General features: G+C 56.3%; 23 protein-coding genes. 6 read left to right on the top strand and 17 right to left on the bottom strand.

What is annotated here, in order from left to right; translation table 11 throughout:
• Positions 1 to 6 precede the first annotated feature (6 nt).
• The 7 genes from H7U36_RS12520 to rho all read right to left on the bottom strand — a co-directional run bounded on the left by H7U36_RS12520 (position 7) and on the right by rho (position 6,959).
• A complete protein-coding gene (locus H7U36_RS12520) occupies positions 7 to 1,194 on the bottom strand; it encodes a pyridoxal phosphate-dependent aminotransferase (protein ID WP_033124283.1) in 1,188 nt (395 codons plus the stop codon).
• A 66-nt stretch (positions 1,195 to 1,260) separates the two neighbouring features.
• On the bottom strand, positions 1,261 to 2,166 hold the full coding sequence (locus tag H7U36_RS12515; RefSeq protein ID WP_205156257.1) for a DUF2156 domain-containing protein: 906 nt from the start codon (positions 2,164 to 2,166) through the stop codon (positions 1,261 to 1,263).
• Positions 2,167 to 2,199: 33 nt separating this feature from the next.
• A complete protein-coding gene (gene prfA / locus H7U36_RS12510) occupies positions 2,200 to 3,273 on the bottom strand; it encodes a peptide chain release factor 1 (protein WP_033124285.1) in 1,074 nt (357 codons plus the stop codon).
• 28 nt (positions 3,274 to 3,301) lie between these two features.
• The gene (gene prmC, locus H7U36_RS12505) at positions 3,302 to 4,183 is read right to left on the bottom strand and encodes a peptide chain release factor N(5)-glutamine methyltransferase (RefSeq protein WP_205156256.1); all 882 of its coding nucleotides are present in this window, start codon (positions 4,181 to 4,183) and stop codon (positions 3,302 to 3,304) included.
• Positions 4,146 to 5,087 (bottom strand): DUF1385 domain-containing protein, encoded by a 942-nt coding sequence (locus tag H7U36_RS12500; RefSeq protein ID WP_191428847.1) that lies wholly within the window; start codon positions 5,085 to 5,087, stop codon positions 4,146 to 4,148. The genes prmC and H7U36_RS12500 overlap by 38 nt, the downstream gene beginning before the upstream one ends.
• Positions 5,088 to 5,157: 70 nt before the next feature.
• Positions 5,158 to 5,361 (bottom strand): 50S ribosomal protein L31, encoded by a 204-nt coding sequence (gene rpmE, locus H7U36_RS12495; RefSeq protein WP_033124288.1) that lies wholly within the window; start codon positions 5,359 to 5,361, stop codon positions 5,158 to 5,160.
• A 98-nt stretch (positions 5,362 to 5,459) separates the two neighbouring features.
• Positions 5,460 to 6,959, bottom strand: coding sequence for a transcription termination factor Rho (rho, locus tag H7U36_RS12490; protein WP_205156255.1), 1,500 nt, complete (start codon positions 6,957 to 6,959; stop codon positions 5,460 to 5,462).
• Between the two features lie 214 nt (positions 6,960 to 7,173).
• On the opposite strand from rho, the gene H7U36_RS12485 reads away from it, so the two are divergent.
• The 3 genes from H7U36_RS12485 to H7U36_RS12475 are packed head-to-tail and all read left to right on the top strand — an operon-like array spanning position 7,174 to position 9,789.
• Positions 7,174 to 8,322, top strand: coding sequence for an NAD(P)-dependent malic enzyme (locus H7U36_RS12485; protein ID WP_033124290.1), 1,149 nt, complete (start codon positions 7,174 to 7,176; stop codon positions 8,320 to 8,322).
• Positions 8,322 to 9,284 (top strand): tRNA modification radical SAM protein MnmL/YtqA, encoded by a 963-nt coding sequence (locus tag H7U36_RS12480; protein ID WP_330637134.1) that lies wholly within the window; start codon positions 8,322 to 8,324, stop codon positions 9,282 to 9,284. The genes H7U36_RS12485 and H7U36_RS12480 overlap by 1 nt, the downstream gene beginning before the upstream one ends.
• On the top strand, positions 9,277 to 9,789 hold the full coding sequence (locus tag H7U36_RS12475; RefSeq protein WP_033124291.1) for a DUF4364 family protein: 513 nt from the start codon (positions 9,277 to 9,279) through the stop codon (positions 9,787 to 9,789). Before H7U36_RS12480 ends, H7U36_RS12475 begins: the two co-directional genes overlap by 8 nt.
• A 44-nt stretch (positions 9,790 to 9,833) precedes the next feature.
• Here H7U36_RS12475 and H7U36_RS12470 read toward each other — a convergent pair whose 3' ends face one another.
• From H7U36_RS12470 to H7U36_RS12445, 6 genes are all read right to left on the bottom strand, one after another.
• Positions 9,834 to 11,549 carry an ABC transporter ATP-binding protein gene (locus H7U36_RS12470; RefSeq protein WP_205156254.1) on the bottom strand — a complete coding sequence of 572 codons (1,716 nt, stop codon included), beginning with the start codon at positions 11,547 to 11,549 and terminating at the stop codon, positions 9,834 to 9,836.
• Positions 11,550 to 11,551: 2 nt separating this feature from the next.
• Positions 11,552 to 12,487 carry a cysteine synthase A gene (gene cysK, locus H7U36_RS12465; protein WP_033124293.1) on the bottom strand — a complete coding sequence of 312 codons (936 nt, stop codon included), beginning with the start codon at positions 12,485 to 12,487 and terminating at the stop codon, positions 11,552 to 11,554.
• Between the two features lie 51 nt (positions 12,488 to 12,538).
• Entirely contained in the window at positions 12,539 to 13,315 is a 777-nt protein-coding gene (locus H7U36_RS12460) for an SseB family protein (RefSeq protein WP_033124294.1), read from the bottom strand.
• A 125-nt stretch (positions 13,316 to 13,440) separates the two neighbouring features.
• Positions 13,441 to 15,387 carry a DUF5107 domain-containing protein gene (locus H7U36_RS12455; RefSeq protein ID WP_205156253.1) on the bottom strand — a complete coding sequence of 649 codons (1,947 nt, stop codon included), beginning with the start codon at positions 15,385 to 15,387 and terminating at the stop codon, positions 13,441 to 13,443.
• Positions 15,388 to 15,501: 114 nt separating this feature from the next.
• Positions 15,502 to 17,343 carry an ATP-dependent zinc metalloprotease FtsH gene (gene ftsH / locus H7U36_RS12450; RefSeq protein WP_033124296.1) on the bottom strand — a complete coding sequence of 614 codons (1,842 nt, stop codon included), beginning with the start codon at positions 17,341 to 17,343 and terminating at the stop codon, positions 15,502 to 15,504.
• The gene (locus H7U36_RS12445; RefSeq protein ID WP_033124297.1) at positions 17,340 to 17,795 is read right to left on the bottom strand and encodes a hypothetical protein; all 456 of its coding nucleotides are present in this window, start codon (positions 17,793 to 17,795) and stop codon (positions 17,340 to 17,342) included. The genes ftsH and H7U36_RS12445 overlap by 4 nt, the downstream gene beginning before the upstream one ends.
• Before the next feature lie 210 nt (positions 17,796 to 18,005).
• Here H7U36_RS12445 and H7U36_RS12440 point away from each other — a divergent pair, with 210 nt between their 5' ends.
• Complete coding sequence (locus H7U36_RS12440; RefSeq protein ID WP_033124298.1) at positions 18,006 to 18,548, top strand: TetR/AcrR family transcriptional regulator C-terminal domain-containing protein; 543 nt, start codon at positions 18,006 to 18,008, stop codon at positions 18,546 to 18,548.
• On the opposite strand, the gene H7U36_RS12435 is transcribed toward H7U36_RS12440, so the two are convergent.
• From H7U36_RS12435 to H7U36_RS12425, 3 genes are all read right to left on the bottom strand, one after another.
• Positions 18,545 to 20,293: a S8 family peptidase gene (locus H7U36_RS12435; RefSeq protein ID WP_191493272.1), complete on the bottom strand. Its 1,749-nt coding sequence runs from the start codon at positions 20,291 to 20,293 to the stop codon at positions 18,545 to 18,547. The genes H7U36_RS12440 and H7U36_RS12435 overlap by 4 nt on opposite strands.
• 39 nt (positions 20,294 to 20,332) lie before the next feature.
• Complete coding sequence (locus H7U36_RS12430) at positions 20,333 to 20,947, bottom strand: rubrerythrin family protein (RefSeq protein WP_033124300.1); 615 nt, start codon at positions 20,945 to 20,947, stop codon at positions 20,333 to 20,335.
• 95 nt (positions 20,948 to 21,042) lie between these two features.
• A complete protein-coding gene (locus H7U36_RS12425; RefSeq protein WP_138303227.1) occupies positions 21,043 to 22,059 on the bottom strand; it encodes a glycosyltransferase family 2 protein in 1,017 nt (338 codons plus the stop codon).
• 191 nt (positions 22,060 to 22,250) lie between these two features.
• Between H7U36_RS12425 and H7U36_RS12420 the strand changes: the two genes are divergently transcribed.
• On the top strand, positions 22,251 to 23,477 hold the full coding sequence (locus tag H7U36_RS12420) for a 6-phosphofructokinase (RefSeq protein ID WP_191493271.1): 1,227 nt from the start codon (positions 22,251 to 22,253) through the stop codon (positions 23,475 to 23,477).
• 80 nt (positions 23,478 to 23,557) lie between these two features.
• Here H7U36_RS12420 and H7U36_RS12415 read toward each other — a convergent pair whose 3' ends face one another.
• The gene (locus H7U36_RS12415) at positions 23,558 to 25,009 is read right to left on the bottom strand and encodes a pyridoxal phosphate-dependent decarboxylase family protein (protein ID WP_033124303.1); all 1,452 of its coding nucleotides are present in this window, start codon (positions 25,007 to 25,009) and stop codon (positions 23,558 to 23,560) included.
• Positions 25,010 to 25,140: 131 nt separating this feature from the next.
• On the opposite strand from H7U36_RS12415, the gene H7U36_RS12410 reads away from it, so the two are divergent.
• Positions 25,141 to 26,025, top strand: coding sequence for a LysR family transcriptional regulator (locus H7U36_RS12410; RefSeq protein WP_033124358.1), 885 nt, complete (start codon positions 25,141 to 25,143; stop codon positions 26,023 to 26,025).
• The last annotated feature ends 45 nt before the right edge of the window (positions 26,026 to 26,070 follow it).

Genomic DNA, 26,070 nt, shown 5'->3' with positions numbered 1-26,070 from the left:
TCCTCTCTAGAAATACTCTTTGGCCAGCTCCCTGAACCCCGGAAGCGAATTCACAATGGTCTCGTGGGACACGCAGTAGGCCAGCCGCACGTAGCCCGGGCAGGCAAAGGAGCTTCCCGGCACCATGAGGATGTGGTATTTCTTGGCCGCCGCGCAGAATTCCTTCTCATCCTCCACCGGAGATTTTACAAAGAGGTAGAAGGCCCCCTCCGGCTTGATGCACTCAAAGCCGCACTCCTTCAGGCCGCCGTAGAGAGTCTCCCGGTTCCTGTCGTAGAAGGAGATGTCTGTCTCCTCGTCGATGCACTTTGCCACCACCTTCTGCTGCAGAGTGGGGGCGTTCACAAATCCCAGGATGCGGGTGGCCACATTGGCGGCAGAGAGCACGGTCTCGCTGTCCGTCACCTCGTCCGGGATGACCAGGTAGCCGATCCGCTCTCCCGGCAGGGACAGGGACTTGCTGTAGGAATAGCCGACAATCGTGTTGGCGTAGTATTTCGTCAGATAGGGAACCTCCACTTTGTCGTACACCAGCTCACGGTAAGGCTCATCGGAGATGAGGTAAATATCTGTTCCGAACTCCTTCTGCTTTGCCTCCATGATGGCCGCCAGCCTTTTGATGGTATCCTCGGAGTACACGACACCGGTTGGGTTGTTGGGGGTGTTGACAATAACCGCCTTTGTCTTCGGGGTGATCTTTGTCTCGAACTCGTCCAGCTTGGGCTGGAAGGTGGCTGTGTCGGGAGATACCTCTACGAGAACGCCGTCATAGTTGTTCGTGTAGGAGCGGTACTCTCCAAAGTAGGGCGCAAAGGTAATGACCTCGTCCCCCGGGTTCAGCAATGTCTTCAGGATCACGTTGAGTCCCCCTGCTGCCCCAACGGTCATGATTATGTTTTTTCCCTCAAAGGAGGTTCCGAAACGCCGGTTCAAGGACTGGGCCACTGTCTCTCTCACGTCCGCGTAGCCGCTGTTGCTGTTGGTGTAGCCGTGGAGCACCACCGGGTCCTCCTCATCAAGAAGCTCGATAATCGCCTTCTTCACAGAGGCGGGAGCCGGGACATTGGGATTGCCCAGGCTGAAATCATATACATTCTCCGCTCCAAACTTCTCCGCCATCCTTGTGCCCTCCTCGAACATGGCACGGATTGCTGAGCTGTTTGCCACCATTCCCTTCATCTTATCTGCGATCATTTCTTTTTCCTCCTTATCCTGCACCTGGTTCTGCCTGCCCCGCCCTTTCCGGCGCGCCTGCAGACCCTAATTTTTTTCTGTCACAACGCCTTTTTCCACCATGAACACAGGCCTGTAGGAGCGCTTTGCCTTGCGCAGTCCCTCGTCCCCTGTGTCCTCCTCCCGGTTCACATACCTGTAGTCCATGCACTCATGCTCCACAAACTGCTGGTTGATCATGGTGTAGGCTCCCTGCACATCCGGGAAGGCCTTCTCAATATGCACTACAAAGGTGTCGGAGCAGACCGGCTCCCCTATGGTGAAGGCCACAATCTGTCCGTCCACCCTGAGGATGCCTCCCGTCAGCTCCAGCTCCCTGAAAAGCCGCAGGGAGTTGAGTGTGACGCACATCTCGGAGTTCTTCTCCGGATCGTCGTCACAGCCGTTCAGGTTTCTCCACTTCAGCGCCATCTGGAAGCACTCCTCCACATTGTCGCCTGACATGGTCTCATAGCTCCACCGCCCCTCGTAGAGAGACTTGAACTTGTTGATGTGGTTCCGCTTGCCGTGGAGCTTCTTGCCCGCCAGGGTGCAGAGCTTCTCTGACTCGTACACATAGTCGGCCAGATCCTCGTTGTACTCAATCTGGAACCGTCCCGGATACCAGGCCTCGATCTGCTCAAAATGATCCGGGGTCACGTTGTACAGCCGGAAGGGCACGCCCCGCTCCTGGCTGTACTGGTACAGCGTATCCAGCGCCTTCTTCACGTTCTCCGGTTCTCCCGCCGGGTAGGCAAAGGCAAAGCTGTTCTCACCCTCGCTCTTGAAGACGAGCGTGTCCTCAATGATGGCAAAGGTCACATTGTAGAACCTTGCCCAGAGAAATACATTCACGAAGGTCCGCTCACAGCTGCGGCTGGTGTGATGCTTAAAATAATGGGAGATCACTTCCTTGTCCTCCAGCTGGGGCCTCTTAAAATCAAATTCCAACATACAATATCAGTCCTTATTCTCCTTAAACTCTGTCTATTCTTCGTTCATATTCGCCAGCTTGGCCGCCTGGTCCGCCGCGATCAGGCTGTCGATGATCTCGTCCAGATCCCCGTTCATCACACTGTCCAGCTTGTGGAGAGTGAGCTTGATCCGGTGGTCTGTCACTCGTCCCTGGGGGAAGTTGTAGGTCCGGATCTTCTCGGACCGGTCCCCTGTGCCGATCTGACTTCTGCGGGCCTCCGCCTGGGATGCCTGCTGCTTCTCCAGCTCCAGGTCATAGAGCTTGGATCTCAGGAGCCGGAAGGCCTTCTCCTTGTTCTGGAGTTGGGATTTCTCTGTCTGGCTGTAGATCACGATGCCTGTGGGGTAATGGGTCAGACGGACAGCCGAGTCCGTGGTGTTGACGCACTGTCCGCCGTTTCCGGAGGCTCGCATGACGTCGATGCGGATATCCTTCTCATCGATGACCACGTCAACATCCTCCGCCTCGGGCATGATGGCCACGGTGATGGTGGATGTGTGAATGCGGCCGCCGCTCTCTGTCTCCGGCACCCTCTGCACACGGTGGACGCCGCTCTCGTACTTCAGCCTGGAGTAGGCCCCCTGGCCGGTGATCATGAAGACCACCTCCTTGAAGCCGCCGATGCCGTTCTCATTGACAGAGATCAGCTCTGTCTTCCACCTGCGGCTCTCCGCGTAGTGGACGTACATGCGGTAGATCTCGGCTGCGAAGAGAGCCGCCTCATCGCCGCCCGCGCCGGCGCGGATCTCCACGATAACGTTCTTGTCATCGTTGGGGTCCTTGGGGAGAAGGAGGATCTTCAGCTTCTGCTCCAGCTCCTCCACTCTGGCCTTGGACTCACTCAGCTCCTCCTTGGCCAGCTCCTTCATCTCCTCGTCTGTCTCCTCCTCCAGCATCACCAGGCTGTCCTCGATGGCCTGGTTGTTTGCCTTGTACTCTTTATATGCCTCCACAATAGGGGCCAGGTCATTCTGCTCCTTCATCAGCTTCCGGAAGCGGTCCTGATTGTCCGCCACGCCCGGCTCTGACAGCTCGTTCATGATTTCCTCATAGCGCACGAGCAGATCGTCCAATTTATCAAACATGTTCTCTCCTCCTACTATTCATTGCACTTTATTTATTGTACATGCCCATGACAACACGGTCAAGTCCGGCCAGGTCCTTTTTCCCCTGGATGCAGGTAAATCCGGCCTCCGCAAGGAACCGGGACACGTCCTTACTCTGGTCATGTCCGACCTCCAGGAGAACCCATCCGCCCCGCTTCAGATGCCGGCCCGCCTCATCGGCAATCCGGCGATAGAAGTAAAGGCCGTCCTCGTGGCCGTCCAGGGCGATGTAGGGGTCGTGCAGCCGCACTTCCTCCTGCAGCCCCTCTATGACGCCGCGCCTGATGTAGGGCGGGTTGGACACGATCATGTCGTAGGAGCCTTCGATCCTCTCAAAAAGGTCACTGTGTATCAGGCGTACCTGCGCCCCCAGCGCCCGGCAGTTCTCCCTCGCTGTGTCAAGGGCCTCCGCCGAGATGTCTGCCGCGTCAAAACAGCGATCCGGGAACACCTTCCCCTGCTTTTTTCCTATTAAATAGAGGCTGGCGGCGATGCACCCGGAACCGGTGCAAAGATCCAGTACCTCCATCTCCGGCTCCAGCTTCTCCAGAGCGCACTCCACCAACGTCTCCGTGTCCTGCCTTGGGATCAGCACGTGCTCATTGACACGGAAGGGATATCCCATGAATTCCTGCTGCCCGGTGATGTGCTGCAGAGGGATCCTGGCGGCCCGCTTCTCCACCGCCTCGTGGTAGGCCCGCACTTTCTCCTCCGGCAGCACCTGGAAGGGATCCATCATGTAGTCCTGGACGGTGATGCCGGCGGCATACTCCAGAAGAAGTCTGGCGTCCAGGTGCGCCTCCTCGATCCCGGCCTCAAACAGCTTTTCCGCCGCCTCCCTCACAAGGGCCCTAAGCTGCCCGGTCTGTGCCAAAGTTTTCTCTCTCATATTCCCTCCAGTCAAAGACAGCCTCCACCGCCTGGATGGCCACCTCGATCATACTGTCATCCGGCTCCTTTGTGGTCAGTCTCTGTATGCCAAGTCCCGGCATGCTGAGCAGATTAATGACCGGATTGTCTGAATTTCCCGCGGCCTTGAGCACCTCGTAGGAAATCCCCGCGATGACCGGCAGAAGGGCGATGCGCACGGCCACCCGCATGACCGGGGACTCCACCTGGACGAGGAGCAGCAGGATGATGCTGATCAGCAGGACAAAAAAGAGAAAGCTGGTGCCGCATCTCTTGTGCTGCCTGGAGCTGATCCGCACGTTCTCCACCGTCAGGGGAAGGCCGTGCTCAATGCAGTTGATGCACTTGTGCTCCGCCCCGTGGTACATAAAGGTGCGCTGGATATCCTCCGTCCTGGAAATGAGGAGGATATAGACGATAAAGATACCGATGCGCACGAAGCCTTCGATCACGGTGCGCACATGATAGGAGGGGACAAGGGGCTCCAAAAGTCCGGACAGGAAATAGGGAAGCACCATGAAGATGCCCACCGCCAGCACAACGGAGAAAGCCACAACGCCCCGCATGATCCACTTTTCCTGTCTCTCCTTTTGCTCCTCCTGATCCTTTGTCAGCTCCTTTTTCTCTTCCTCCTCGTCCTCAAAAAAGCTGGCCGACCAGGTGAGGGTCTTCATCCCCAGCACAAGGGAATCTACAAAATTGAAAATCCCCCGGATAAAGGGAACCCTTGCCAGGGCGCCCACTCTGCCGGCGATCCCCGTGTAGCGGTCCCGGCTCACCTCGATCTGTCCGTCCGGCTTCCTCACCGCCACGGCATACTCCTCTCTGTGCTTCATCATGATCCCTTCCAGGACCGCCTGGCCGCCTATATTCGAAGATTTCATAGATGTCCTCCTTAATTCCTGCTATGAAAAAGGGTTGAGATCGTAAAATCTCAACCCTTTCACTGTCATCTTATTTGTCCAGGCCGTATTTCTTGTTGAACTTATCTACACGTCCGCGAGCCTGAGCGGCTTTCTGCTGTCCTGTGTAGAACGGATGGCACTTGGAGCAGATTTCTACGTGGATATCTTCTTTTGTAGAACCGGTCACAAATGTGTTTCCACAGTTGCATGTTACAGTTGCCTGATAGTAAGCTGGATGTATTCCTTCTTTCATTGCCTTTCACCTCTTCTTTATTCTCTCGCGCCAGAGCGCAATAATCTTATTCTTTTTCTAAACAGCTCTGTAATTGTATCACAAAACTTTACTCTTGTCTAGATTATTTTTGTCTTTTTTACAAGCTGCACAAGCTCCCTGTTGGACCGGGTGCGTGTGAACATGTTGAGGATATTGTCTACGGCCTCCTCCGCCCTCATGCCGTTGAGAGCACGGCGCATGGATGTGACGGCCTCCTGCTCTTCCCTTGAAAGAAGCAGATCCTCCCGCCTTGTGCCGGACTGGGGAATGTCGATAGCCGGGAACATACGCCTCTCAGACAGCTTTCTGTCCAGCACAAGCTCCATGTTTCCTGTTCCCTTGAACTCCTCGTAGATCACATCGTCCATCTTGCTTCCCGTGTCCACAAGGGCTGTGGCCAGGATCGTCAGGCTTCCGCCCTCCCGGATGTTTCTGGCCGCTCCGAAGAACCTCTTGGGCATGTGCAGGGCCGCCGGATCCAGACCTCCGGAGAGGGTGCGCCCTGAAGGCGGCACGATCAGGTTGTAGGCCCTGGCCAGCCTGGTGATGCTGTCCAGAAGGATCATCACGTCCTTGCCGTGCTCCACAAGCCTCTTGGCCCGCTCGATCACCATCTCGGACACCCTCTTGTGGTGATCCGGCAGCTCATCAAAGGTGGAGTAGATGACCTCCACGTTCTTTCCCGCGATGGTCTCCTTGATGTCTGTCACCTCCTCGGGGCGCTCGTCGATGAGGAGGATGAGCAGATGGATCTCCGGATTATTCCTCTTGACAGAGAGGGCCACCTCCTTGAGGAGGGTAGTCTTTCCTGCCTTCGGCGGGGACACGATCATACCTCTCTGCCCTTTTCCGATGGGGGAGAACAGATCCATGATACGCATGGCTGTGCTGCTCCTGCCGCTCTCAAGGGACAGCCGCTCGTTGGGGAAGATGGGGGTCAGATCCTCAAAGTTGGGCCTTCTGGCCGCCACGGCGGGATGGATATCATTGATCCTGGACAGGTACAGAAGAGCGCTGAATTTCTCCTGCTGTGTCTTGATCCTCGTGTTTCCCTCCAGGATATCCCCGGTCTTCAGATTAAATCTGCGGATCTGGGAGGGGGACACGTACACGTCGTTGTCCCCGGGCAGATAGTTCTCGCACCGGATGAAACCGTACCCGTCGGGCATGACCTCCAGGATGCCGTGGGCTGTAATGCCGCTGTCCAGGCGGTCTATGTCATGGATCTCCCGGTCTCCCGTGTTGGCGGACAGCTCTTTTACATTGTCCTCAGTCAGCTTCACCTGGTTCATATCAGAGTGGTTTGCGTTCACATTTTTCATATTTTTGCGATGCCCCTCCTGGCGGTGCTGATCAGACCTCTCATGCCTGTCCCCCCGCGAGGCGCTTCTGTTCTCCGCAGGTCTGTCGGCAGATTTCTCCTCCGCCTTCTCCGCTTTCTGTTTATCCTTTTCATCCTCCTCAAGCATACGCTCGATAAGCTCCGCCTTCTTCAGGCCGGAGATACCTTTCAGTCCTCTCGCTTTCGCAAGATCCTTCAGCGTGGCAAGGGAAAGAGACTCATATTTTTCTCGCATATAAACTAATCCTTTCTTTCACTGTTTGTTTATCTTTATGTTTTCGGGATTGTTAGTCTGACTTGACCGAACTGAAATATAGGCTTATTATACAATACCTTTCCCGATTTTTAAACCCCCAATTTTATAGAAATGTTTTTTATTGCGCCGCAAATAAATGAATGTTATGATTATAAGCGGTATAAAAAGACGAAAAGAAGAAGGTGGAATTCATATGACATTACAGGAAAAAGCCCTTGAAATGCACAGAGAATGGAACGGAAAGCTGGAGACGACGGCCAAGGCCCACGTCAGCTCCCGGGAGGATCTGTCCATCGCCTACACACCTGGCGTGGCGGAGCCCTGCAAAGTGATCGCAGAGAACAAGGAGGCGGCCTACACTTACACCATGAAGGCCAACACAGTGGCCGTGGTGTCTGACGGGAGCGCGGTCCTTGGTCTCGGAAACATTGGCGCCCTGGCAGCCATGCCCGTCATGGAGGGGAAGGCAGTCCTCTTCAAGGAGTTCGGCGGCGTCAACGCGGTGCCCATCTGCCTGGACACCCAGGACACGGAGGAGATCATCAAAACAGTGGTCAACATCGCCCCCGCCTTCGGCGGCATCAACCTGGAGGACATCAGTGCCCCCCGCTGCTTTGAGATCGAGTCCCGCTTAAAAGAGCTCCTTAATATCCCGGTGTTCCACGATGACCAGCACGGGACAGCTATCGTAGTGCTGGCAGGTATCATCAACGCCATGAAAGTGACGGGAAAGAAAAAGGAAGACGTGCAGGTGGTAGTGAACGGCGCCGGAAGCGCCGGCGTGGCCATCACCAAGCTGCTCCTCACCTACGGCTTCCCCCATGTGACCATGTGCGATATTAACGGCATCATCGGGGAGCACTCTGAAAATCTCAACTGGATGCAAAAGGAGATGGCCAAGGTCACCAACCTGGAAAAGAAGACCGGCACACTGGCAGACGCTCTCAAAGGAGCCGACATCTTCGTGGGCGTGTCCGCACCCGGCATCGTGACACAGGAGATGGTGGCGTCCATGAACAAGGACTCTATCCTCTTTGCCATGGCAAACCCGGTTCCGGAGATCATGCCGGATCTGGCCAGGGAGGCCGGCGCGAGAGTCGTGGGAACAGGCCGCTCTGACTTCCCCAATCAGGTCAACAACGTAGTCGCCTTCCCGGGCATCTTCAAGGGAGCTCTGGAGGGGCGGGCCACCCAGATCACGGAGGAGATGAAGCTGGCCGCCGCCCACGCCATCGCAGGCCTGGTGCCGGACGAGGAGCTGAGCGAGGACAACATCCTTCCGGAGGCCTTTGACCCCCGCGTGGCAGACGTGGTGAGCAGAGCCGTAAAGGAACTGATCTAGTGGAAAATCTGACGGAAGCTCTGGCGAGAAAGCCCGTATACTGGAGCGGCAGGCCCTACCACAGCCTGGACTACCACATCCGGCAGACCTTCGGGGAAAAGCTCTACAAGATCTCCCTGGACGCCGGTCTCACCTGTCCCAACCGGGACGGCACCCTGGGCGAGAGGGGCTGCATCTTCTGCAGCCAGGGTGGCTCCGGGGATTTCGCCTCGGACCGGCGCCTGTCCATCACGGAGCAGATCGAGTCCGGGAAGCAGCAGTCAGCCGGAAAATTTAAAGGAAGCGGCTACATCGCCTACTTCCAGGCCTACACCAACACCTACGGGCCTGTGTCCCGGCTGCGCCGCCTCTTCCTGGAGGCGGCCTCCCACCCGGATATCCGGGTCCTCTCCATCGCCACCAGGCCGGACTGCCTGGGACATAAGGTGCTGGAGCTCCTCAAAGAGGTAAACCAGATCAAGCCGGTGTGGGTGGAGCTTGGCCTGCAGACCATCCACGAGAGGACTGCCGCCTTCATCCGCAGAGGCTACACATTTCCCGTGTTTGAGCAGGCTGTCCGGGACCTGCGGGCCGCCGGGCTGGATGTGATCGTCCACGTGATCCTCTTTCTCCCGGGGGAGACGCAGGAAGATATGTACCAGACCATCCGTCAGCTGAACCGGATGGATATCCAGGGCATAAAGCTGCAGCTTCTGCATATTTTAAAAGGGACAGATCTGGCTGGCTTCTATGAGTCGCACCCCTTTTTCATCCCCTGCATGGAGGACTATTTCCGGGTGCTGGGGGGCTGCCTTGGCATGCTGCGCCCCGACATCGTCATCCACAGGCTCACGGGAGACGGTCCAAAGGAGCTTCTCATCGCACCCCTGTGGACCGGAAACAAGCGGTACGTGCTGAACCAGTTCCACGCCTATCTGAAACGCCAGCATATCTGGCAGGGAAGGAGTTATATACATGTCTGAACCATTTACACTATACAAGCTGATCATACTGTACATGCTGGACAAAGTGGATTTTCCGCTGACAAACGCCCAGATCTCCGGGTTTATCCTGGACAAGGGCTACACCACCTACTTCAAACTCCAGCAGGCTCTTTCCGAGCTGACTGAGTCCGGATTTATCCGGGAGGAGGCGACCCACAGCAGGACCTTCTACCATCTGACTGAGGACGGCGAGGAGACCATCCACTTCTTCCGGAACAAGATCTCCGATGCCATCCAGAAGGACATCGACGAATTCCTGAAGGAAAAGCACTATGAGCTGAAAAATGAAGTGTCCGTGAAGTCCGACTATTTCCCCGGCTCCGGCGCGGAATTCACGGTCCGCTGCCAGGTCATCGAGAACAACCAGCCTCTCATCGACCTGACCCTGACCGTCCCCTCTGAGGCGGAGGCGGAGACTATCTCCAACAACTGGAGTAAAAAAAACCAGGAGATCTATGCACTCATCATGCAAAATCTCCTGTAAAGCATCTGATTTATTCCGGGAAGCTGTTCTTTCAGCGGAAGCTTTTATTTCAGCTCCTGCGTGTGATACAGACGGGCGTACTGCCCGTCTTTTTTTATGAGCTCCTCGTGGGTGCCGCTCTCCTGGATCCTTCCGTCGTCGATCAGGATGATGCGGTCTGCGTCCCGCACAGTGGCCAGCCTGTGGGCGATGATGAGGGTTGTCCTGCCAGCCCTCAGCTCGTCAAAGCTCTTCTGTATATAGCTCTCCGTCACCGTGTCCAGGGCCGAGGTGGCCTCGTCCAGGATGAGGATCTTCGGGTCCTTCAGGAAAATGCGGGCGATGGCAATTCTCTGTTTCTGCCCGCCGGAGAGCATGGTCCCCCTCTCCCCGATGTAGGTGTCAAAGCCTCCTGGCATCTCCATGATATCCTCAAAGATCTCCGCCTTCTTCGCCGCCCGTACCACCTCCTCGTAGGAGGCGTCAGGCTTTCCGTAGCGGATGTTCTCGTACACCGTGTCCGCAAACATGAACACATCCTGCTGCACCATGCCGATGTTGTCCCTCAGGGATCTCTTCTTCACATCCCGGATGTCCATCCCGTCGATCCTGATGGAGCCGCCTGTCACATCGTAAAACCGTGGAATGAGCTGGCAGAGGGTGGTCTTCCCGCCGCCGGAGTGTCCCACCACGGCCACGGTCTGTCCCGGCTCGATGTGAAGATCCACGTCCGTCAGCACCTCCCCGTTTCCATTGTAGGAAAAGCTGACATGATCCATATCGATCCGCCCTTCCCTCACAGTCAGGTCCAAAGCCCCCTCCTTTTCCTTCACCGTCGGCTCTATGGCCATCAGCTCCTGGAAGCGCCGAAGCCCCGCCGTGCCGTTGGTGAAGATCTCCGCAAAGTTGGAGAGCTTCCGTACCGGGGTGATGAAGGTGCTGATGTAGAGATTAAAGGTGATCAGGTCCACATAGTTCATCCGCCCCTGCATGATCAGCCATCCGCCGAAGGTGATCACCGCCACGGGCATGATGCACATGAAAAACTCCAGGGAGGCGTTAAACCTTCCCATCGCCTTATAGTAGCCGCTCTTGGAAGATTTAAACATATCGTTGGAGTGGTCGAACCGGGCCTGGTCCACCTCCTCGTTGGCAAAGGCCTTTGAGGTGCGGATGCCTGAGATACAGGACTCGATGTCCGCATTGATGGAGGCCATCTTCTGCTTCACCTGCAGGGAGGCATCCGACATGCTCCGCCTGCAGAGCATGACCACCACAAGAAAGACCGGGATGATCACCGCCACTACAAGGGCCAGCCGCCACTCGATGGAGAACATGACTCCCAGGGCTCCCACAATGGTGAGGACAGAGATCAGCAGGTCCTCCGGCCCGTGGTGAGCCAGCTCCGTGATCTCAAAAAGGTCTCCCGTCAGCCGGTTCATCAGCTTTCCCGTCCTGTTAGCGTCGTAAAATTCAAAGTCCAGATCCTGGAGGTGACGGAACAAATCCCTCCGGATGTCCGCCTCCACCCGGACGCCGAAGGTGTGTCCCCAGTAGGTCATGATGTAGTTGCAGCCGGACCGCAGCACATAGCTGACCGCCACAATGGCCATGACCGTGAAGAAGGTGCCGTACAGCTTATCCGGCAGCATCTCGTACATGGCGTGCCTGGACACCAGGGGAAAGGCGAGATCCACCGCCGCCACCAGGACGGCGCAGAACATATCCAGAAGGAAGATGCCTATGTGGGGCTTAAAATAGGAAAGCAGTGTTCGCAGCATCTCTACTGTCCCTCAAAAAGAGGTGTGGAAAAATACCTCTCCGCCGTGTCCGCCAGGATCGTCACCACCGTCTTTCCCTTTCCCAGCTTTCTTGCCATGCGCTTTGCCACGGCCACATTCGTCCCGCTGGAGATACCGCACATGAGTCCCTCCTTTGAGGCCAGCTCTCTGGCTGTCTCCAGGGCCTCCTCGTCTGTCACGATCTCAATGTGGCTGTATATCTTCTGGTTCAGGATGGCCGGGATGACACCGTCGCCGATGCCCATCTGGATGTGGGTGCCCACCTCTCCTCCTGAGAGGATGGCCGCGTGCTCCGGCTCCGCCGCCCAGATCTCCACGTCCGGGTTGGCCTCCTTCAGGGCCTCCCCCACGCCTGTGATAGTGCCCCCGGTTCCGATTCCAGAGCAGAACCCATCAATAGTGATACCTGCCTGCTCCAGGATCTCCCGACCCGTCTGCTCCTTCTGGGCCTGGCTGTTGGCCTCATTTTCAAACTGCTGGGGTACATACACGTCCGGATTCTCCGCCGCCATCTTCATGGCGGTCTCCAGACACTCATCAATACATTTTCCGATATTTCCTGCGTCGTGGATCAGCTTTACCTCCGCCCCGTAGTGCCTTACCAGCTTTCTCCTCTCCTCGCTCACCGAGTCGGGCATGATGATGATGGTCCTGTAGCCCTTGACCGCGCCGATGAGGGCAAGGCCAATGCCCTGGTTGCCGCTTGTGGGCTCCACGATGGTAGTCTTACCGGGCTGGATCAGCCCCTTTTTCTCCGCTGCCTCTATCATGTTAAGGGCGGTCCTCGTCTTGATGGAGCCGCCTGCGTTCATAGCCTCGAATTTCACGAGGATCTGGGCGTCCTCAGGTCCGGTCATATGGTTCAGCCGGATCAGAGGCGTGTTCCCGGTTGCCTCAAGTATATTCTCGTAAATCATTCCTTTATCTCCTCCGCACATTGTGATTAATATATCATATGACGCCGACCCCTATTTCGTCTCCGTCTTCTTCGGCCGGGCGATATTGAACGGGATATTGACTCCCAGGGGGTTCACGATCACCCCTTTGGCCTCAGGCGGCAGGAGCTCCGGGATCTTGGCGTACTCGATGACCGCCGTCCTGTACTTATTGTCCCTGTTGAACTTGCGCAGCTCGTCGGGATCGGTGAAGATGGGCAGGAACACAGACCCGTCCTTCTGCTTCATGACAAGGAGGCCCTTGTCCGGCTCCGCCGGCACGAGATACTTTCCTCTCTGCAGGTCAACCAGCAGCTCCTCCTGCATCTCTTTGAGCTCCTCTGTCATCTGCTGCTTCGGGTCCTTTCTCATCTGCTGCATAAAATAGAGGGCGGTGAGATGAAACTGGGGGTTTTCCACCCATTTCCTCCCATCGGGAAGGTTGTCCATATCCGGCCTCTTTACCAGCTCTCCCAGCTGCAGATGGATCTCATCCTCCAACCCCTTGTTCACCGCCATGGCGTTGACTCCCATGGTGAACAGGTTCGAGTAGAAGGACAAAAGATGCCTGTTCTCCAGCTTTGCGATGTTGACCGGGTCCTTCTGCGCCAGAAGGAGCTTCCCGCCCTTCTGGGCCTCCTCCTCCGTCTTGTAGAGAAGCACCTCGTCGTCAAAGGTCTCCGGATCGCAGAAGACAAAGGGCATCCTTGTGTGCATGGATATGATGACAAAAAGCTCCTTTGCGTTTCGCAGATGGGCCAGCGCCTTCTGCCTGTCCGGGCTGTTTTTTGTATTGTTCTCTTCTTTCATAGGGATATTCCTTTCTGCTGTTTCAGTACGTAATCCGCTATTTATCATACATCATTTAGAAAGGAAATTCAACCGGACGCAGGGTCTTCCGGCGGGCTCTTTTACAGGGCTTGGAGGCGGCTCCTCTAGCTGGCCGAGAAATCATACTGGCGGGGCAGCTTCGCCTCCCTGCCGGCCTCATCCCGGTGAAGAGACTGCCACAGCTTCCCGATGGAGTCCTCCCCCTCCCGGATATCCTCTAAAAGAAGGCCTCCCCTCTCCTCCAGAAGTCTTTCTGCCTCCCGGTTCTCCCCCAGTCTGTGGAGAGCGAAAATATAGATGAATTTCAGTCGGCTGTTCGCCTTCAGCTCTGCCTCCATCTCTCTGTAAAATGTCCGGATCTCCTCCGATGCGCCCATCATATGCAGCATCCGGAAGCCCTCCTTCATGTAGGGGAGCCGGTCCTCCCGCCGGGGCAGCCCTGCCGCCAGATGCATGCCCCGCAGGATCTCCTCCCGTGCTCTTATCTCCTCCCCCTCTCTCAGGCTGACGCAGGCCAGGGCGTGGTACGCCCAGGGATTTTCCTCAAGCTCCAGGGACCGCTCCAGCATAGTCCGGGCCCTCTCCCCCTGTTCGGCCTGAGCCAGCCAGACGCCGGCCTGGTAAAAGGCGTACCAGTTGTCCCGGTTGCAGCCCTCAAGGGTGCTCTCCAGAAATCCGATACTGTCCCCGTCTATGAGGAATTCATCGGGCCGCTCTGTCACATCCGGCGCCTTGAGCTCCCCGGTCTCAAAGAACCGCTGCCAGCTCTGAAGCGGCCCCTCCGGCACCTGGAAGGCAAGATGCTCTGTCCACCTTCCCTGGTTTCTCATAGCGCCATAGCCGCTCCCTGCGCGAACCAGGCAGGCCGGGCTCTTGGCCATGGCCTTTGTGTCTGCCAGGAGCCGCTCCATCCGCTCCGGCTCCCCGGACTTATGTATGGCCGCTGTCAGGGCGGCGCTCCTTGCGGCGTGGGGAAGGTCCAGCACCTTCTTTTCCACACAGGCAGAGCCGTATCTCTCCAGCCACTCCCAGGCCGTGTGGGGCGCCATGGGAATACAGCCGTACTGGGTCTTTCCAAGCCCCGCCTGGATCTCGATATATCTGCCCGCCTTGTCTGTCAGGAACTCCTGCCACCTGTCCGAGCCCTCCCGGCTGCCCCAGGAGAAAAGCTTCCGGCTGCGCAGCCTTTTGGTGGACATCTGGAGAAGGCCAAAGCCCTCCCTGTCTACGTTGGCCACGTACTTGGGCGACTCCTGCGGGATGTCGAAAAAGTAGTCCACAGACCGGGGAATTTTCTTATAGTCCGTGATATCCACCCCGTTCACCACCGGGATATCCACCTTGAACACAGCGCCGTCCGCGTAGGTGAAGGCCTGCTTTGCGGGAACGATCACACGCCCGCCCTCGTACTCGGGAACCGCCATATTGCTCCACCAGTACATGGGAATGACCTGGCTGCTCTCATTGACGATCCGCATCCGGCAGTTCAGGAACCGATCCTTCTCCCCCAGCCAGAAATCCATCTGGTACGTCACTTTTCTTATCCTCTCATACTCGTACATGCGCAGCACGGGCTCCCCGCTCTCAAGAGCCGTCCGGGCCGCATACAGCGGCTCTGTGGTCAGGGGCGTGTGGCCGATAACGCCGATGTTCCACTCCACGCCTCCGCTGAACCAGGCGTTCCGCACTGCCAGGTTGCTGAACCGAAGGACATCGTTTGTGTAGAGAAGGTTGCGGCCCTTCTCCTTGTCCCACAGCTCCCACAGCCGTCCCCCGTACCCTGGAAGAAAGACCGCTCTCAGGAAGTCATTTTCCAGCACAGCGCTTTCTACGTCCCTCTCCTCAAGCTTTCGGGTGTAGCAGCTGTACTGTCTGTACGGGTAGGCGTTCTTCCGCCTGCCGTAGCCCTCATAGATCTCATCCTCCTCGCTCAGCCGGAAGACAAGGTCGTTCTGCAGGATCTTCTCCCCCAGAAGATCAGGAAGGCAGGACTCCTCTCCGAGTCCTGCCACTCTCATTTTCTTTGTCTCAAATCGCAGTTCCGGTCTCATAGAAATTTTCTCCTTTTGCCGTGTAGAATTTTAGATAGTTACATCTATAGTATCCTATCACGGCGGTCGGTGCAATCTGAATTCCTGCTCTCTTATTGTAATTTATTGCTCCTGTTACTGCGGCCCCTCCTCACCTTTCTTTGTCAGTATTTTCATGAACTCCTCGCCTGTTATGGTCTCCTTCTCATAGAGATACTGTGCCAGCTCGTCCAGCTTCTTCTTGTTCTCGCGGATGATCCGGATGGCCTTCTCATGCTGCTGCTTCACCAGCTCTACAACCTTCTGATCTATCTCTGCCTGGGTCTGGGCAGAGCAGGCAAGGGAGGTATCCCCGCCCAGGTACTGATTTGTGCGGGTTTCCATGGCCACCATGTCAAATGTGTCGCTCATGCCGTACTGGGTGATCATGGCCCGGGCCAGCTTGGTGGCCTGCTCAATGTCGTTGGAGGCGCCTGTCGTTATGGAGTGGAACTCCACCTCCTCAGCTGCCCTTCCGCCTGTCAGAGTGGCGATCTTGTTCTCGATCTCCTCCTTGGTCATCAGGTAGTGATTGCCCTCCTCCACCTGCATGGTGTAGCCGAGAGCCCCGGACGTCCTTGGCACAATGGTGATCTTCTGCACCGGAGCCGACTGGGTCTGCATGGCAGCCACAAGGGCGTGACCGATCTCGTGGTAGGCCACGACCAGCTTCTCCTTGTCTGTCAGGATGGCGTTCTTCTTCTGGTAGCCTGCGATGACCACCTCGATGCTCTCCTCCAGATCCGCCTGGGTGGCAAACTTCCTGCCATCCCGGACCGCCCGGAGGGCCGCCTCATTGACAATGTTGGCCAGCTCTGCCCCCGAGGCGCCGGATGCCATGCGGGCAATCTTGTTGAAGTCCACATTGTCCGCCACCTTGATCTTTCTGGCGTGCACCTTTAAAATATCCTCCCTGCCCTTCAGATCCGGCAGCTCCACCGGCACTCTCCGGTCAAACCGTCCCGGCCGCAGGAGGGCGGGATCCAGGGATTCCGGACGGTTGGTGGCCGCCAGGATGATGACGCCTGTGTTCTCCTCAAATCCGTCCATCTCTGTAAGCAGCTGGTTCAGTGTCTGTTCTCTCTCGTCGTTTCCGCCCAGCTGGCCGTCCCTCTTCTTTCCGATGGCATCGATCTCATCGATGAAGACGATACAGGGCGCCTTCTCCTTTGCCTGACTGAACAGATCTCTCACCTTGGAGGCGCCCATGCCCACGAACATTTCCACGAACTCAGAGCCCGAAATGGAAAAGAAGGGCACGTTTGCCTCGCCTGCCACGGCCTTGGCCAGCATAGTCTTGCCGGTTCCCGGAGGGCCCACAAGGAGGATGCCCTTCGGCATGGAGGCTCCGATCTCTTTGTATTTGCCGGGGTCATGGAGATACTCCACGATCTCAGTCAGATTTTCCTTTGCCTCGTCCTCCCCTGCAACATCGGAGAATTTAATCCCCTCAGAGGACTTCACGTAAATCTTGGCATTGCTCTTTCCCATGCCAAACATCATGGAGTTGGGGCCTCCCCCCGCCCTCTTGGCCAGCTTCCTGGACATGTACTGTCCGATGGCGATGAAGATGATGATGGGGATCAGCCAGGAAAAGATGGCCGTCACGATGGGCGACGTCTGCTGGATCTCCTGTCCTGAAAAGGACACTCCGGCGTCATAGAGGCGCTGGGTCAGGCCTTCGTCCTGCACCATGGCAGTCCGATAAATATGCTCTTCATCTTTGTCTGTAAAAAGGATCGTATTCTCCTGCTCCTGTATCTCCGCTTTCCCTACTTTCCCTTCATTCGTCATATCGATAAACGTTCCGTAGTCCACGTCCTTGATCTCCCTCTCAGTGATAAAGGGCACGGCCAGGAAATTGAAAAGCAGGAGGGCGATGATCACGATCATATAGTAGTAGATCAGCGGTTTCTTCGGTGTCTTTACTTCTTTCATTGTGCTTCCTCCTGTTCCTGTGTCTTTTGTTCCTCACAGCTCATCTGGGCATCGATGGCCGACAGGGCCGCCCGCATGGCGTGCCTCATGGCCTGAACGGCGAAATCCATACTGAACTCCGCGTACAGAGTGCTGGCCTCAGCCCTCCTCTCCGCACGGTCTTCTATATCGGACATATCGTCCGCCATCTCGTTCTTTAAAATATCGTCCGCTTTTTTCATATATTCGAGCTGGATGTCAGCCAGCCGCCTGGCAGAGCGGGAGCGGCACCCCTTCATGCCCTGCTTCAGGATGTACTCATTTTCCATACACTCCTGATCCATACGGCGGCACTCTTCTCTGATAGCCTCGTGTTCCATCTGCTGACACGTCACCAGATGAGCCTGGAATTTCTCATACTGCTTCTCCATCTCACAGAGCTTCGCCGAAAAAATTCCCTGCTGTACACTCATTTCTGTCAGCCTCCTTTCCGTATTTTACTTTACCAGAGCTGAAACCCTTTTTCCATTTTCAATCTTTTCCAGCTGACTAGACAGATCTCGGGATTTGTAAAGCTGGACAAGAACATCTCCTCCATGCTATCATGGACGGGAAACAGCCCCTCACGGCAGCACGAGCCCGTGCAGGCTCACATACATAGGTTCACGACAGGAGGCAGGATTTTGGCTGAGAACGTAAAAGAAAAAATCGCGGAGACCTTTCTGGCCATGACCGCCAGAAAGAATTTTGACAAGATCACAATCAAAGACCTGGTACAGGAGTGCGGCATCTCCCGCCAGGCCTTCTACTATCATTTCCAGGATATACTGGAGGTTATTGAATGGATCATGCAAAGAAGCGCGGACGAACTCCTGCGGCGCAGCCTGCAGGCAGAAGACCCCAAGGCCGCCCTCCGCCTCTTCATTGATTTTTCCATGGAAAACAGAAGCTTCATCCACCACCTGCTCCGATCCCGGCAGCGGGAGCAGATGGAACATATCATCCACAAGAACTTCCACAGCTACCTGGAAAGCCTCTACAGACACACGGCAGTGGACGCATCCTTAAGCTACCGGGATCTGACCATGGCCCTGGACTTTTTCACCTACGGGATCTCCGGCGTGCTGATTGAGAGCTGCCGCAGCGGCCAGGCTGACCCGGAGGCGCTGACAGACCAGCTGTACAGACTGCTGACAGGGCAGATGGTACAGCTGCCCTCCTCTTAATCCGGTATACTCTCCTCCACGCACAGCGCCCCATACCCTACCTGGTTGTTGGGGTAAGCAGCAAAGCCCGGAAGCTGCCGGGCTCCTCTTCTCAAATAGGCCTTTATCTTTTCCCCGTAGAGATAAGGGTCGTTTTCTTTTATGATCCCCCACTCCATGAGGAGGGCTGCCCCGCCCGTCACAAAGGGGGTGGCAAAGGAGGTGCCGGTGACTGCCGTCACTGTGCCTCCCGGCGCCCGCGTCATAATCCCCACGCCGGGAGCCGCCAGATCCGGCTTGGTCCGGTAGCCCTCCCCCGCGCCCCCGCGCCCGGAAAAATCCGCATAGGTAAAGGTGAGGGCATCGTAGGCCCCCACCGTAATCACCCGGGAAGCGGTGGAGGGAATGGTGAAGGTGGCCTCCTCCGAGGGCAGGAGAAAGCCTGTACCCGGGTTCAGGACAGCCTCTGACGGAAGCCACATCTGATACCGTCCGTCCACGATCCTTCCCGTCTCCAGCCGGATGGTCCACACCCCGGAGGCGATGTAGGTCTCCACCGGCAGAAGATCGATGAAGATCTCCTGCACCAGGCTGTAGGGGCTGGGCTCCCCATAGTAGACGAGGATCTCCGTGGGGCCGATCCGCATCCTCTGGGTGCCCCTTATCTCCTGGATGGGATCGCTGCGGACCCCGGAGGGGGTGATAAGTAGGATGCGCACCTGATCCGCGTAGGTCTTCCAGATCTGGATGCTCATGGCCGTCTGCCTGGGCTGCACCCCCAGCTCAATATCCTTTGTCTCATAGCTTGCAAGCCTCCCCGTGGTGTGGCCGGCTGCGTTCCCCTCATTGCCCGCCCCCACGCAGATGGAGGTACGGCCCAGGTTGGCCACATCGTCTATGTACCGCTCCAGAAGGGAGGAGCCGTCGTGGGCCCCGTACGTATTTCCAAAGCTGATGTTTATGGCCAGGGGCATCCGGTACTCCAGCGATTTTCTCACCGCATAGTCAATGCCCGCCATCAGCTCTATGGTTCTGGGAAATCCCTCTGCCCGTGGCACGCCCAGCTTCACGATGAGAAGGCTGCTCCGGAAGGCCACTCCCCTGTACCTGCTCTCTCCTCCCCCGTTTCCCGCCGCGATAGCTGCCACGGAGGTGCCATGTCCTGAGGTGTCCACGCTGGGGACAATGCTCCTTTGCTCCGCCTCCCCGGGAGCCGCGATGGCCTCATCGATCTGCTCTCTTGTGTACTCTGTCCCCAGGGCATATCCAGGCGGCGGTCCCTCTCCCCGATCCGATCTGGGAACCGCGGACTGATCCCACAGCGCAAGGATCCTGGTACGGCCCTCCTCATCCCGGAAATCCGGCAGCATATAGTCAATCCCCGAGTCTATGACCGCCACCAGGACTCCCTGTCCGAAAAGGGAAAGGCGCCCGCCCTGCACTGTATCGATGCAGGACACGCGCCTCCCGTCAGCGGTCTGAAAAAACAGCCGCTTTGGCTTTTCAATATACTCCACCTCCGGCAGCGCCGCCAGAGCGGACAGCCGGGACTCCTTCACAGTGACGATGGCATACTCGTTCAGGAGCTCTGTCACCCGGACCGACAGGGCCTTTATATCATCCAGACTCCCGGAGTATTTCACGATCACGTCCCACTCTCTCTCGATGGGATCGTACCCCACATCCAGCTCCAGCGACTTTTCTCTCTCCTCCTGGGTAGCATCCAGCGCAAGATTCAAAAGATCCTCGATCTTCTGTCCCGCCATCTGCCCTCACTCCTTTGACAAGTTATTTTGCATGATATTCTACATGACCACGATCCCGCTGTCCGTGTAGGGAGCCAGGGAGAGGGGAATGAAAAAGCCCTTTTCATGCCGGCAGACCGGGCATACCTCGGGCGCCTTTGTTCCCCTGTGGATATGGCCGCAGTTCAGGCACATCCAGGCTCCCTCCTTCGCCAGCTCAAAGTAGGTGTTTGTCTCCATCAGCTCCCGTATTTTCCCGAACCGCTTGGCGTGGGTCTTCTCCACCTCGGCGATCTGGTAAAAAGCGGATGCCGCCTCCAGAAAGCCCTCCTCCTTGGCCTGGTCGCCAAAGGCCTGGTACACGTCCTTATATTCCTCCGTCTCGTTGTGCTCCGCCGCCCGCAGAAGGTCTGTCAGGGAGTCGTAGGTATCCACCGGGAAGCCGCCGCAGATCTCTATCGTCTCCCCCTCGGCCTCCTTCAAGAGCTCATAGTAGCGCTGGGCGTGGGCTCTCTCCTGGTCCGCGGTGAAGAGAAAGATCTGCCCCACCGAGTACATGTGGTGCTCCATGGCCATCTCCGCCGCGATGGTATACCGGTTTCTGGCCTGGCTCTCCCCGGCAAACGCCTTCATCAGATTTTCCTTTGTCCTGCTCTTACAAAAATCAACTGCCATGATACATACTCCTTTACCTTTTTACATAGAGTATGTACCATGGCAGTGATTTTATACCTTGTATTCCACGTTTTCCCGGCTGTCACTTTGCCTATCTACTGGAAACCGATCAGCCTTCTGGCCACCATGTAGGCCAGAGAAGAGATCTTTCTTCCGGATCTTCCCGGCAGGTTCATGGTCTGTCCGAGGATGCCGTAGCGAATCTTCACATAGGTTCTGGCGTCCTTCTTCCGCAGGTACAGCCACAGATCCTTTTTCTTGTCCAGGTTCTCCTTCTCCTTGGAGCGGATGCACAGAATGGAAGAGACGGTCATCATGATGGCGAGATAGTTGATCATGTATTTTTTCAGCTTCTTATTGGTGATCTCCCTCATCTGATACATGTCGATCATCTTCTTTGTGACAAAGATCTGCTGATCCAGTCTCTTGATCATAACCTTCTCGTTGACCGACTGATCCTCACGCCCGATATAGTAGCGGTAGAAATCCTCATCCATATAGTAGAGCTTCCGCACATGGGGCAGCGGATAATATACATAGATGTTATCCACATAAAAGGTGTGCTTGGGCAGTCTCAGCTGACACAGAAGCAGCAGCTCTGTCCGGTAGATCACCGAGTGCATAAGGATGTACTGATCCAGATGAAAATGCCCTATATCCGACCAGTGGAATATCTCGTCCTGGGGCAGTACGTTCCGGTAGTGGATACATTTTTTATTCTCCACTCCGACCTTCTCATACACATAGTTGGCGATGAGCATATCCACCTCCTCGCCCTCGTCCTCGAAGTTCCTGAGGACCTGAAGGATTCTGTGAAGGGATTCCTCATTCACCCAGTCGTCGCTGTCCACAACCTTAAAATATTTTCCTGTTGCGTTGGAAAGCCCGCAGTTTACTGCGTCTCCGTGTCCGCCGTTCTCCTTGTCGATCACTTTTACGATATCCGGATATTTCTCCGCATACTCATGTCCTATCTTTGATGTGTCATCGCTGGATCCGTCATTTACAATGATGATCTCCACGTCCTCCCCGCCCGGAAGGATGCTCTCGATCGCATGCGCCATATAATCCTGGGAATTATAGCACGGGATCGCAAACGAAATGTACTTCATATTTTTCTTCCTCCTGACTTTTATAGTATATAGTATTCCTCCGGTTTTTCCAACTTAAACTTTGCAAAATCTTCATCACACAATTGTAAAAAGGAGGGTTTTCCGGTATAGTTATGTGTAGAAGGCCGACGGGCCCCTTGCCCCTGCCTGGCAGGGCCCTGGCCGCTGAACAAAAGCTTGGAGGAGAGAACATGAAAAAAAATATCATTGTGGGACAGTCCGGAGGTCCCACGGCAGTCATCAACGGAAGTCTCTACGGTGTTGTGTCTGAGGGTATCAAAATGACAGACCACATCGACACGGTATACGGAATGATCAACGGAATAGAGGGATTTCTCCAGGGCCACTACATGGATCTGGGAGCCCTGGACACAACCAACGAGCTGGAGCTTGTGCGCACCACGCCAGGCGCTTACCTGGGCTCCTGCCGCTACAAGCTGCCGGAGGACCTGCACGACCCAGTGTACCCGGAGCTGTTCCGACGCTTTGAGGAGCTGAATATCGGCTACTTCTTTTATATAGGAGGAAACGACTCCATGGACACGGTGAGCAAGCTGTCCCGGTACGCCGGATTTATGAACAGTACCATCCGCTTCATCGGCGTTCCCAAGACCATTGACAACGACCTGGTGGAGACAGACCACACACCGGGATATGGAAGCGCCGCCAAGTACGTGGCCACCACCGTGCGGGAGATCGCCATCGACGCCTCCGTGTACGACAACAAGCAGTCTGTCACCATCGTGGAGATCATGGGCCGCCACGCCGGATGGCTCACAGCCGCCAGCATGCTGGCCAGGAAGTTTGAGGGGGACAACCCGGTGCTCATCTACCTGCCGGAGGTGGTCTTTGACCAGGATGCCTTCATCGAGAAGGTGCGCACCTCCCTGGAGACCACACCCAACCTGGTAGTCTGCATCTCCGAGGGCATCAACGACGGAAAGGGCACCTTTATCTGTGAGTACGCCAGCGAGGTGGGCACAGACACCTTCGGCCACAAGATGCTCACCGGCTCCGGAAAATATCTGGAGAACCTGGTAAAGGAGCGGCTGGGCGTCAAGGTTCGCTCCGTAGAGCTGAATGTCTGCCAGAGATGCTCCTGCTCACACCTGTCCCGGGTGGATCTGGACGAGGCTGTCAACGCGGGTGTCTACGCCGTACAGGCAGCCCTTGCAGGGGAGAGCGGGAAAATGATTACTTTCATAAGAAACAAAAGTGTACCCTATGAGCTCTCCTACAGCACCGCGGACGTCAACATCATCTGCAACAAGGAGAAATGCGTACCTCTGGAGTGGATCACAAACGATGGCTCCGACATCAGCGACGCCTTCATCGACTATGTCCGCCCCCTGACCCAGGGACACGTGGAGCTTCCCACAAAGAACGGCATCCCTCTTTTCGCCTACCGCAAGGCATAGAAAGGGACACGTACCGGACAGAGGGCAGCTCCGGATCCATAAGAAGCTATAGAAAAAGCAGGGCAGCGCAGCCCCATAGGCTACGCTGTCCTGCTTTTGTTCTGCTCTTGTCTCCGGTCCGAGACAGCCTTTGTCTCCATCAGCCTCTCGATGGTGCGCCGGATATCCTCCTTTGTCGTCTCAGGATGGATGGTGCACATGCGAAGAACCTTCCTCCCCCGCAGCTCTGTCGTAAATATCTGGGCAAAGCCGCTGTCGGTTATCTCCGCGGATATCTCCTGGTTCACGGCGTCCAGCTCCGCCTCAGACAGAGAGCCGTCCGCCCTGTAGCGGAAGTTCACGATCCCCAGCCAGGGGCCGGACAGGAGCTCCCATTCCGGCTCTTTTCTGATGATCCCCGCCGCCAGCTCTGCCAGCTCACAGCCGTGTTCCACCACACGTCCCAGCTCCTCTGTCCCCATAGTCTGGAGCGTAAGCCACAGCTTCAGTCCCCTGGCCGGCCTTGTCAGCTCCGGCCCCAGATCCCAGAATTCCACGCCTCCCTCCGAGGTCTCCGCGTCCTTTAAATACTCCGGATGAGCGGCAAAGCTGCGGACCAGATCATCCCTTCTTCTCACCAGAACCGCGCTGCACCCGTAGGTCTGCAGCATCCACTTGTGGGCATCCCAGCTTAAGCTGTCCGACAGCTGGATCCCGTCCAGCTCTTTTTTGTATGTTTCAGACAGGAGGGCTGACGCCCCGAAGGCCCCGTCCACATGCATCCACATATCATATTTCCGGCAGATACCCCCGATCGGCCTCAGAGGATCCACGCTCCCCGTATTCGTTGTCCCCGCAGAGGCGATGACCGCAAAGGGGATTTTCCCGTCCGCAAGATCCTTCCTGACCGAGGACTGCAGCGCGGCCATATCCATGCGGAAGCTCTCGTCCACGGGGAGGATCCGGATCTGCTCCCTGCAAAACCCGATCATGTGAAGCCCCTTGGACACAGAGGCATGGGTCTGCCCGGACAGGTAGACTACAGCCCTCCCCCGGTCCTCCCATGCCAGCTTTGCGTCTCTTGCCGCTGTCAGGGCAGTCAGATTGGCAATAGAGCCGCCGGACACGAAGAGTCCTCCGCTCCCCTCCGGATACCCGGCTTTTTCACACATCCATCGGATCAGCTTCTTCTCCACCAGATCTGCTGCTGGTCCGTTGACCCGGCAGCTGGCGTGGGGATTGTAGGCGCTGGTCATCACATCCCCCATCCAGGAGAGGAGGGACATGGTGGACGGAACGCAGGAAAAGCTGCGTGGGTGCTGCCCCAGGAGTGTGCTGGAATAAATATCCTGCTCCATCTCCCGGAAAACCTCCTCCACAGAGCGCCCTCCGGCCGGGATAGCCTGCTTTTCTATGCGCGAAAGGCTGTCCTCGGCAGCTGGGCGGCAGACAGCCTCATTTTCTATGTGCTCATAAAAATCCACGGTTCTGGAAACAAACGCTCTCAACAGCTCTCCAATCTCCCGATTTTGTTCTCTCGTGTCTATACGCATATTTCTTGTACCTCCTTGACCGCTTCTGATTATCATGCTAACATGAATAAAAACCACTGTAAAATTCATAGTTTTTATAGAAACATTCAATAATTTTGAACATTCTTGTCAGAAAGCAGAAAGGCATTGTCATGGAAATACGCAATCTCATAACCTTCGTCCGCATTGCGGAGCTCCGGAATTTTTCAAAGACCGCGCAGGAGCTGGGCTACTCCCAGTCCGCTGTCACCATGCAGATCAAGCAGCTGGAGGCAGAGCTGCAGGCACAGCTCTTCGAGCGGATCGGAAAAAGAGCCAAGCTGACGCAGGCCGGCGAGCGGCTTCTCCCCCTGGCTCTTAATATACTGGACTCTGCCAGGAAAGCGGAGGACATCGCCAGGGAGCCGGAGCAGATCTCCGGAAAGCTGCGCATCGGCACCTGCGAGTCCTACGTGATCAGCGTTCTTCCCCCTGTTTTCATGGAGCTGGGAGAGCGCTGTCCCGGCGTGGAGATCAGCACCCACACTGCTCCCGTGCCTGATCTGGTCAACATGCTGCGCCAGAACGATATTGACATTTTATTCTTCCTGGACAAAAAGCTCTTCTTCCCGGAGTGGGTCAAGGTGCTGGAGCGGCCGGAGAAAATCTATTTCGTGGCCTCCTCCAGCTCCCCTCTGGCGGGTATGAAGCAAATTCCGGTCAGCCGTCTGATCCAGGAGCCTCTGTATCTGACCGAGAGGGGGATCAGCTACCGGTATGCCATGGAGCAGGCACTGGCCGCCCAGGGCTATGAGCTCCATCCCCGGCTGGAGGTGGGAAACACAGATGTGATCACCCGCTTTCTCCTGCAAAATAAAGGCATTTCTTTCCTCCCGGAATACGTGGTAAAGGAAGACGTACAGGCCGGCCGCCTCGCAGTGCTGGACACGGAATGTCCGGAGATCGTCATGTGGAGTCAGCTCATCTGTCACCGGAACAAGTACGTGACTCCCCAGATGAGGCTGTTCCTGGAGCTGATGAAAAAGCAGGCAGAGTGAAACCTCTGCCTGCCTTTTTATTATAAATAGATACTATGATGCCTA

Origin of the sequence: Faecalicatena fissicatena, assembly GCF_016900595.1 — a bacterium.
In the GTDB taxonomy this organism is placed as follows: Bacteria; Bacillota; Clostridia; order Lachnospirales; family Lachnospiraceae; genus Claveliimonas; species Claveliimonas intestinigallinarum.
The sequence above is the reverse complement of the archived record's forward strand: the minus strand, read 5'-3'. Positions and strand labels throughout refer to the sequence as shown.

What these genes read in the sequence shown, in the direction of transcription:
- H7U36_RS12410 (WP_033124358.1), top strand. Translation starts at nt 25,141, where the DNA reads ATGGAAATACGCAATCTCATAACCTTCGTCCGCATTGCGGAGCTCCGG.
- H7U36_RS12475 (WP_033124291.1), top strand. Translation starts at nt 9,277, where the DNA reads ATGTCTGAACCATTTACACTATACAAGCTGATCATACTGTACATGCTG.
- prmC (WP_205156256.1), bottom strand. Translation starts at nt 4,183, where the DNA reads ATGAGAGAGAAAACTTTGGCACAGACCGGGCAGCTTAGGGCCCTTGTG.
- H7U36_RS12430 (WP_033124300.1), bottom strand. Translation starts at nt 20,947, where the DNA reads ATGGCAGTTGATTTTTGTAAGAGCAGGACAAAGGAAAATCTGATGAAG.
- H7U36_RS12425 (WP_138303227.1), bottom strand. Translation starts at nt 22,059, where the DNA reads ATGAAGTACATTTCGTTTGCGATCCCGTGCTATAATTCCCAGGATTAT.
- rpmE (WP_033124288.1), bottom strand. Translation starts at nt 5,361, where the DNA reads ATGAAAGAAGGAATACATCCAGCTTACTATCAGGCAACTGTAACATGC.
- H7U36_RS12460 (WP_033124294.1), bottom strand. Translation starts at nt 13,315, where the DNA reads ATGAAAGAAGAGAACAATACAAAAAACAGCCCGGACAGGCAGAAGGCG.
- H7U36_RS12500 (WP_191428847.1), bottom strand. Translation starts at nt 5,087, where the DNA reads ATGAAATCTTCGAATATAGGCGGCCAGGCGGTCCTGGAAGGGATCATG.
- H7U36_RS12445 (WP_033124297.1), bottom strand. Translation starts at nt 17,795, where the DNA reads ATGAGTGTACAGCAGGGAATTTTTTCGGCGAAGCTCTGTGAGATGGAG.
- ftsH (WP_033124296.1), bottom strand. Translation starts at nt 17,343, where the DNA reads ATGAAAGAAGTAAAGACACCGAAGAAACCGCTGATCTACTACTATATG.
- H7U36_RS12520 (WP_033124283.1), bottom strand. Translation starts at nt 1,194, where the DNA reads ATGATCGCAGATAAGATGAAGGGAATGGTGGCAAACAGCTCAGCAATC.
- H7U36_RS12470 (WP_205156254.1), bottom strand. Translation starts at nt 11,549, where the DNA reads ATGCTGCGAACACTGCTTTCCTATTTTAAGCCCCACATAGGCATCTTC.
- H7U36_RS12420 (WP_191493271.1), top strand. Translation starts at nt 22,251, where the DNA reads ATGAAAAAAAATATCATTGTGGGACAGTCCGGAGGTCCCACGGCAGTC.
- H7U36_RS12455 (WP_205156253.1), bottom strand. Translation starts at nt 15,387, where the DNA reads ATGAGACCGGAACTGCGATTTGAGACAAAGAAAATGAGAGTGGCAGGA.
- rho (WP_205156255.1), bottom strand. Translation starts at nt 6,959, where the DNA reads ATGCGAGAAAAATATGAGTCTCTTTCCCTTGCCACGCTGAAGGATCTT.
- prfA (WP_033124285.1), bottom strand. Translation starts at nt 3,273, where the DNA reads ATGTTTGATAAATTGGACGATCTGCTCGTGCGCTATGAGGAAATCATG.
- H7U36_RS12485 (WP_033124290.1), top strand. Translation starts at nt 7,174, where the DNA reads ATGACATTACAGGAAAAAGCCCTTGAAATGCACAGAGAATGGAACGGA.
- H7U36_RS12435 (WP_191493272.1), bottom strand. Translation starts at nt 20,293, where the DNA reads ATGGCGGGACAGAAGATCGAGGATCTTTTGAATCTTGCGCTGGATGCT.
- H7U36_RS12415 (WP_033124303.1), bottom strand. Translation starts at nt 25,009, where the DNA reads ATGCGTATAGACACGAGAGAACAAAATCGGGAGATTGGAGAGCTGTTG.
- H7U36_RS12515 (WP_205156257.1), bottom strand. Translation starts at nt 2,166, where the DNA reads ATGTTGGAATTTGATTTTAAGAGGCCCCAGCTGGAGGACAAGGAAGTG.
- cysK (WP_033124293.1), bottom strand. Translation starts at nt 12,487, where the DNA reads ATGATTTACGAGAATATACTTGAGGCAACCGGGAACACGCCTCTGATC.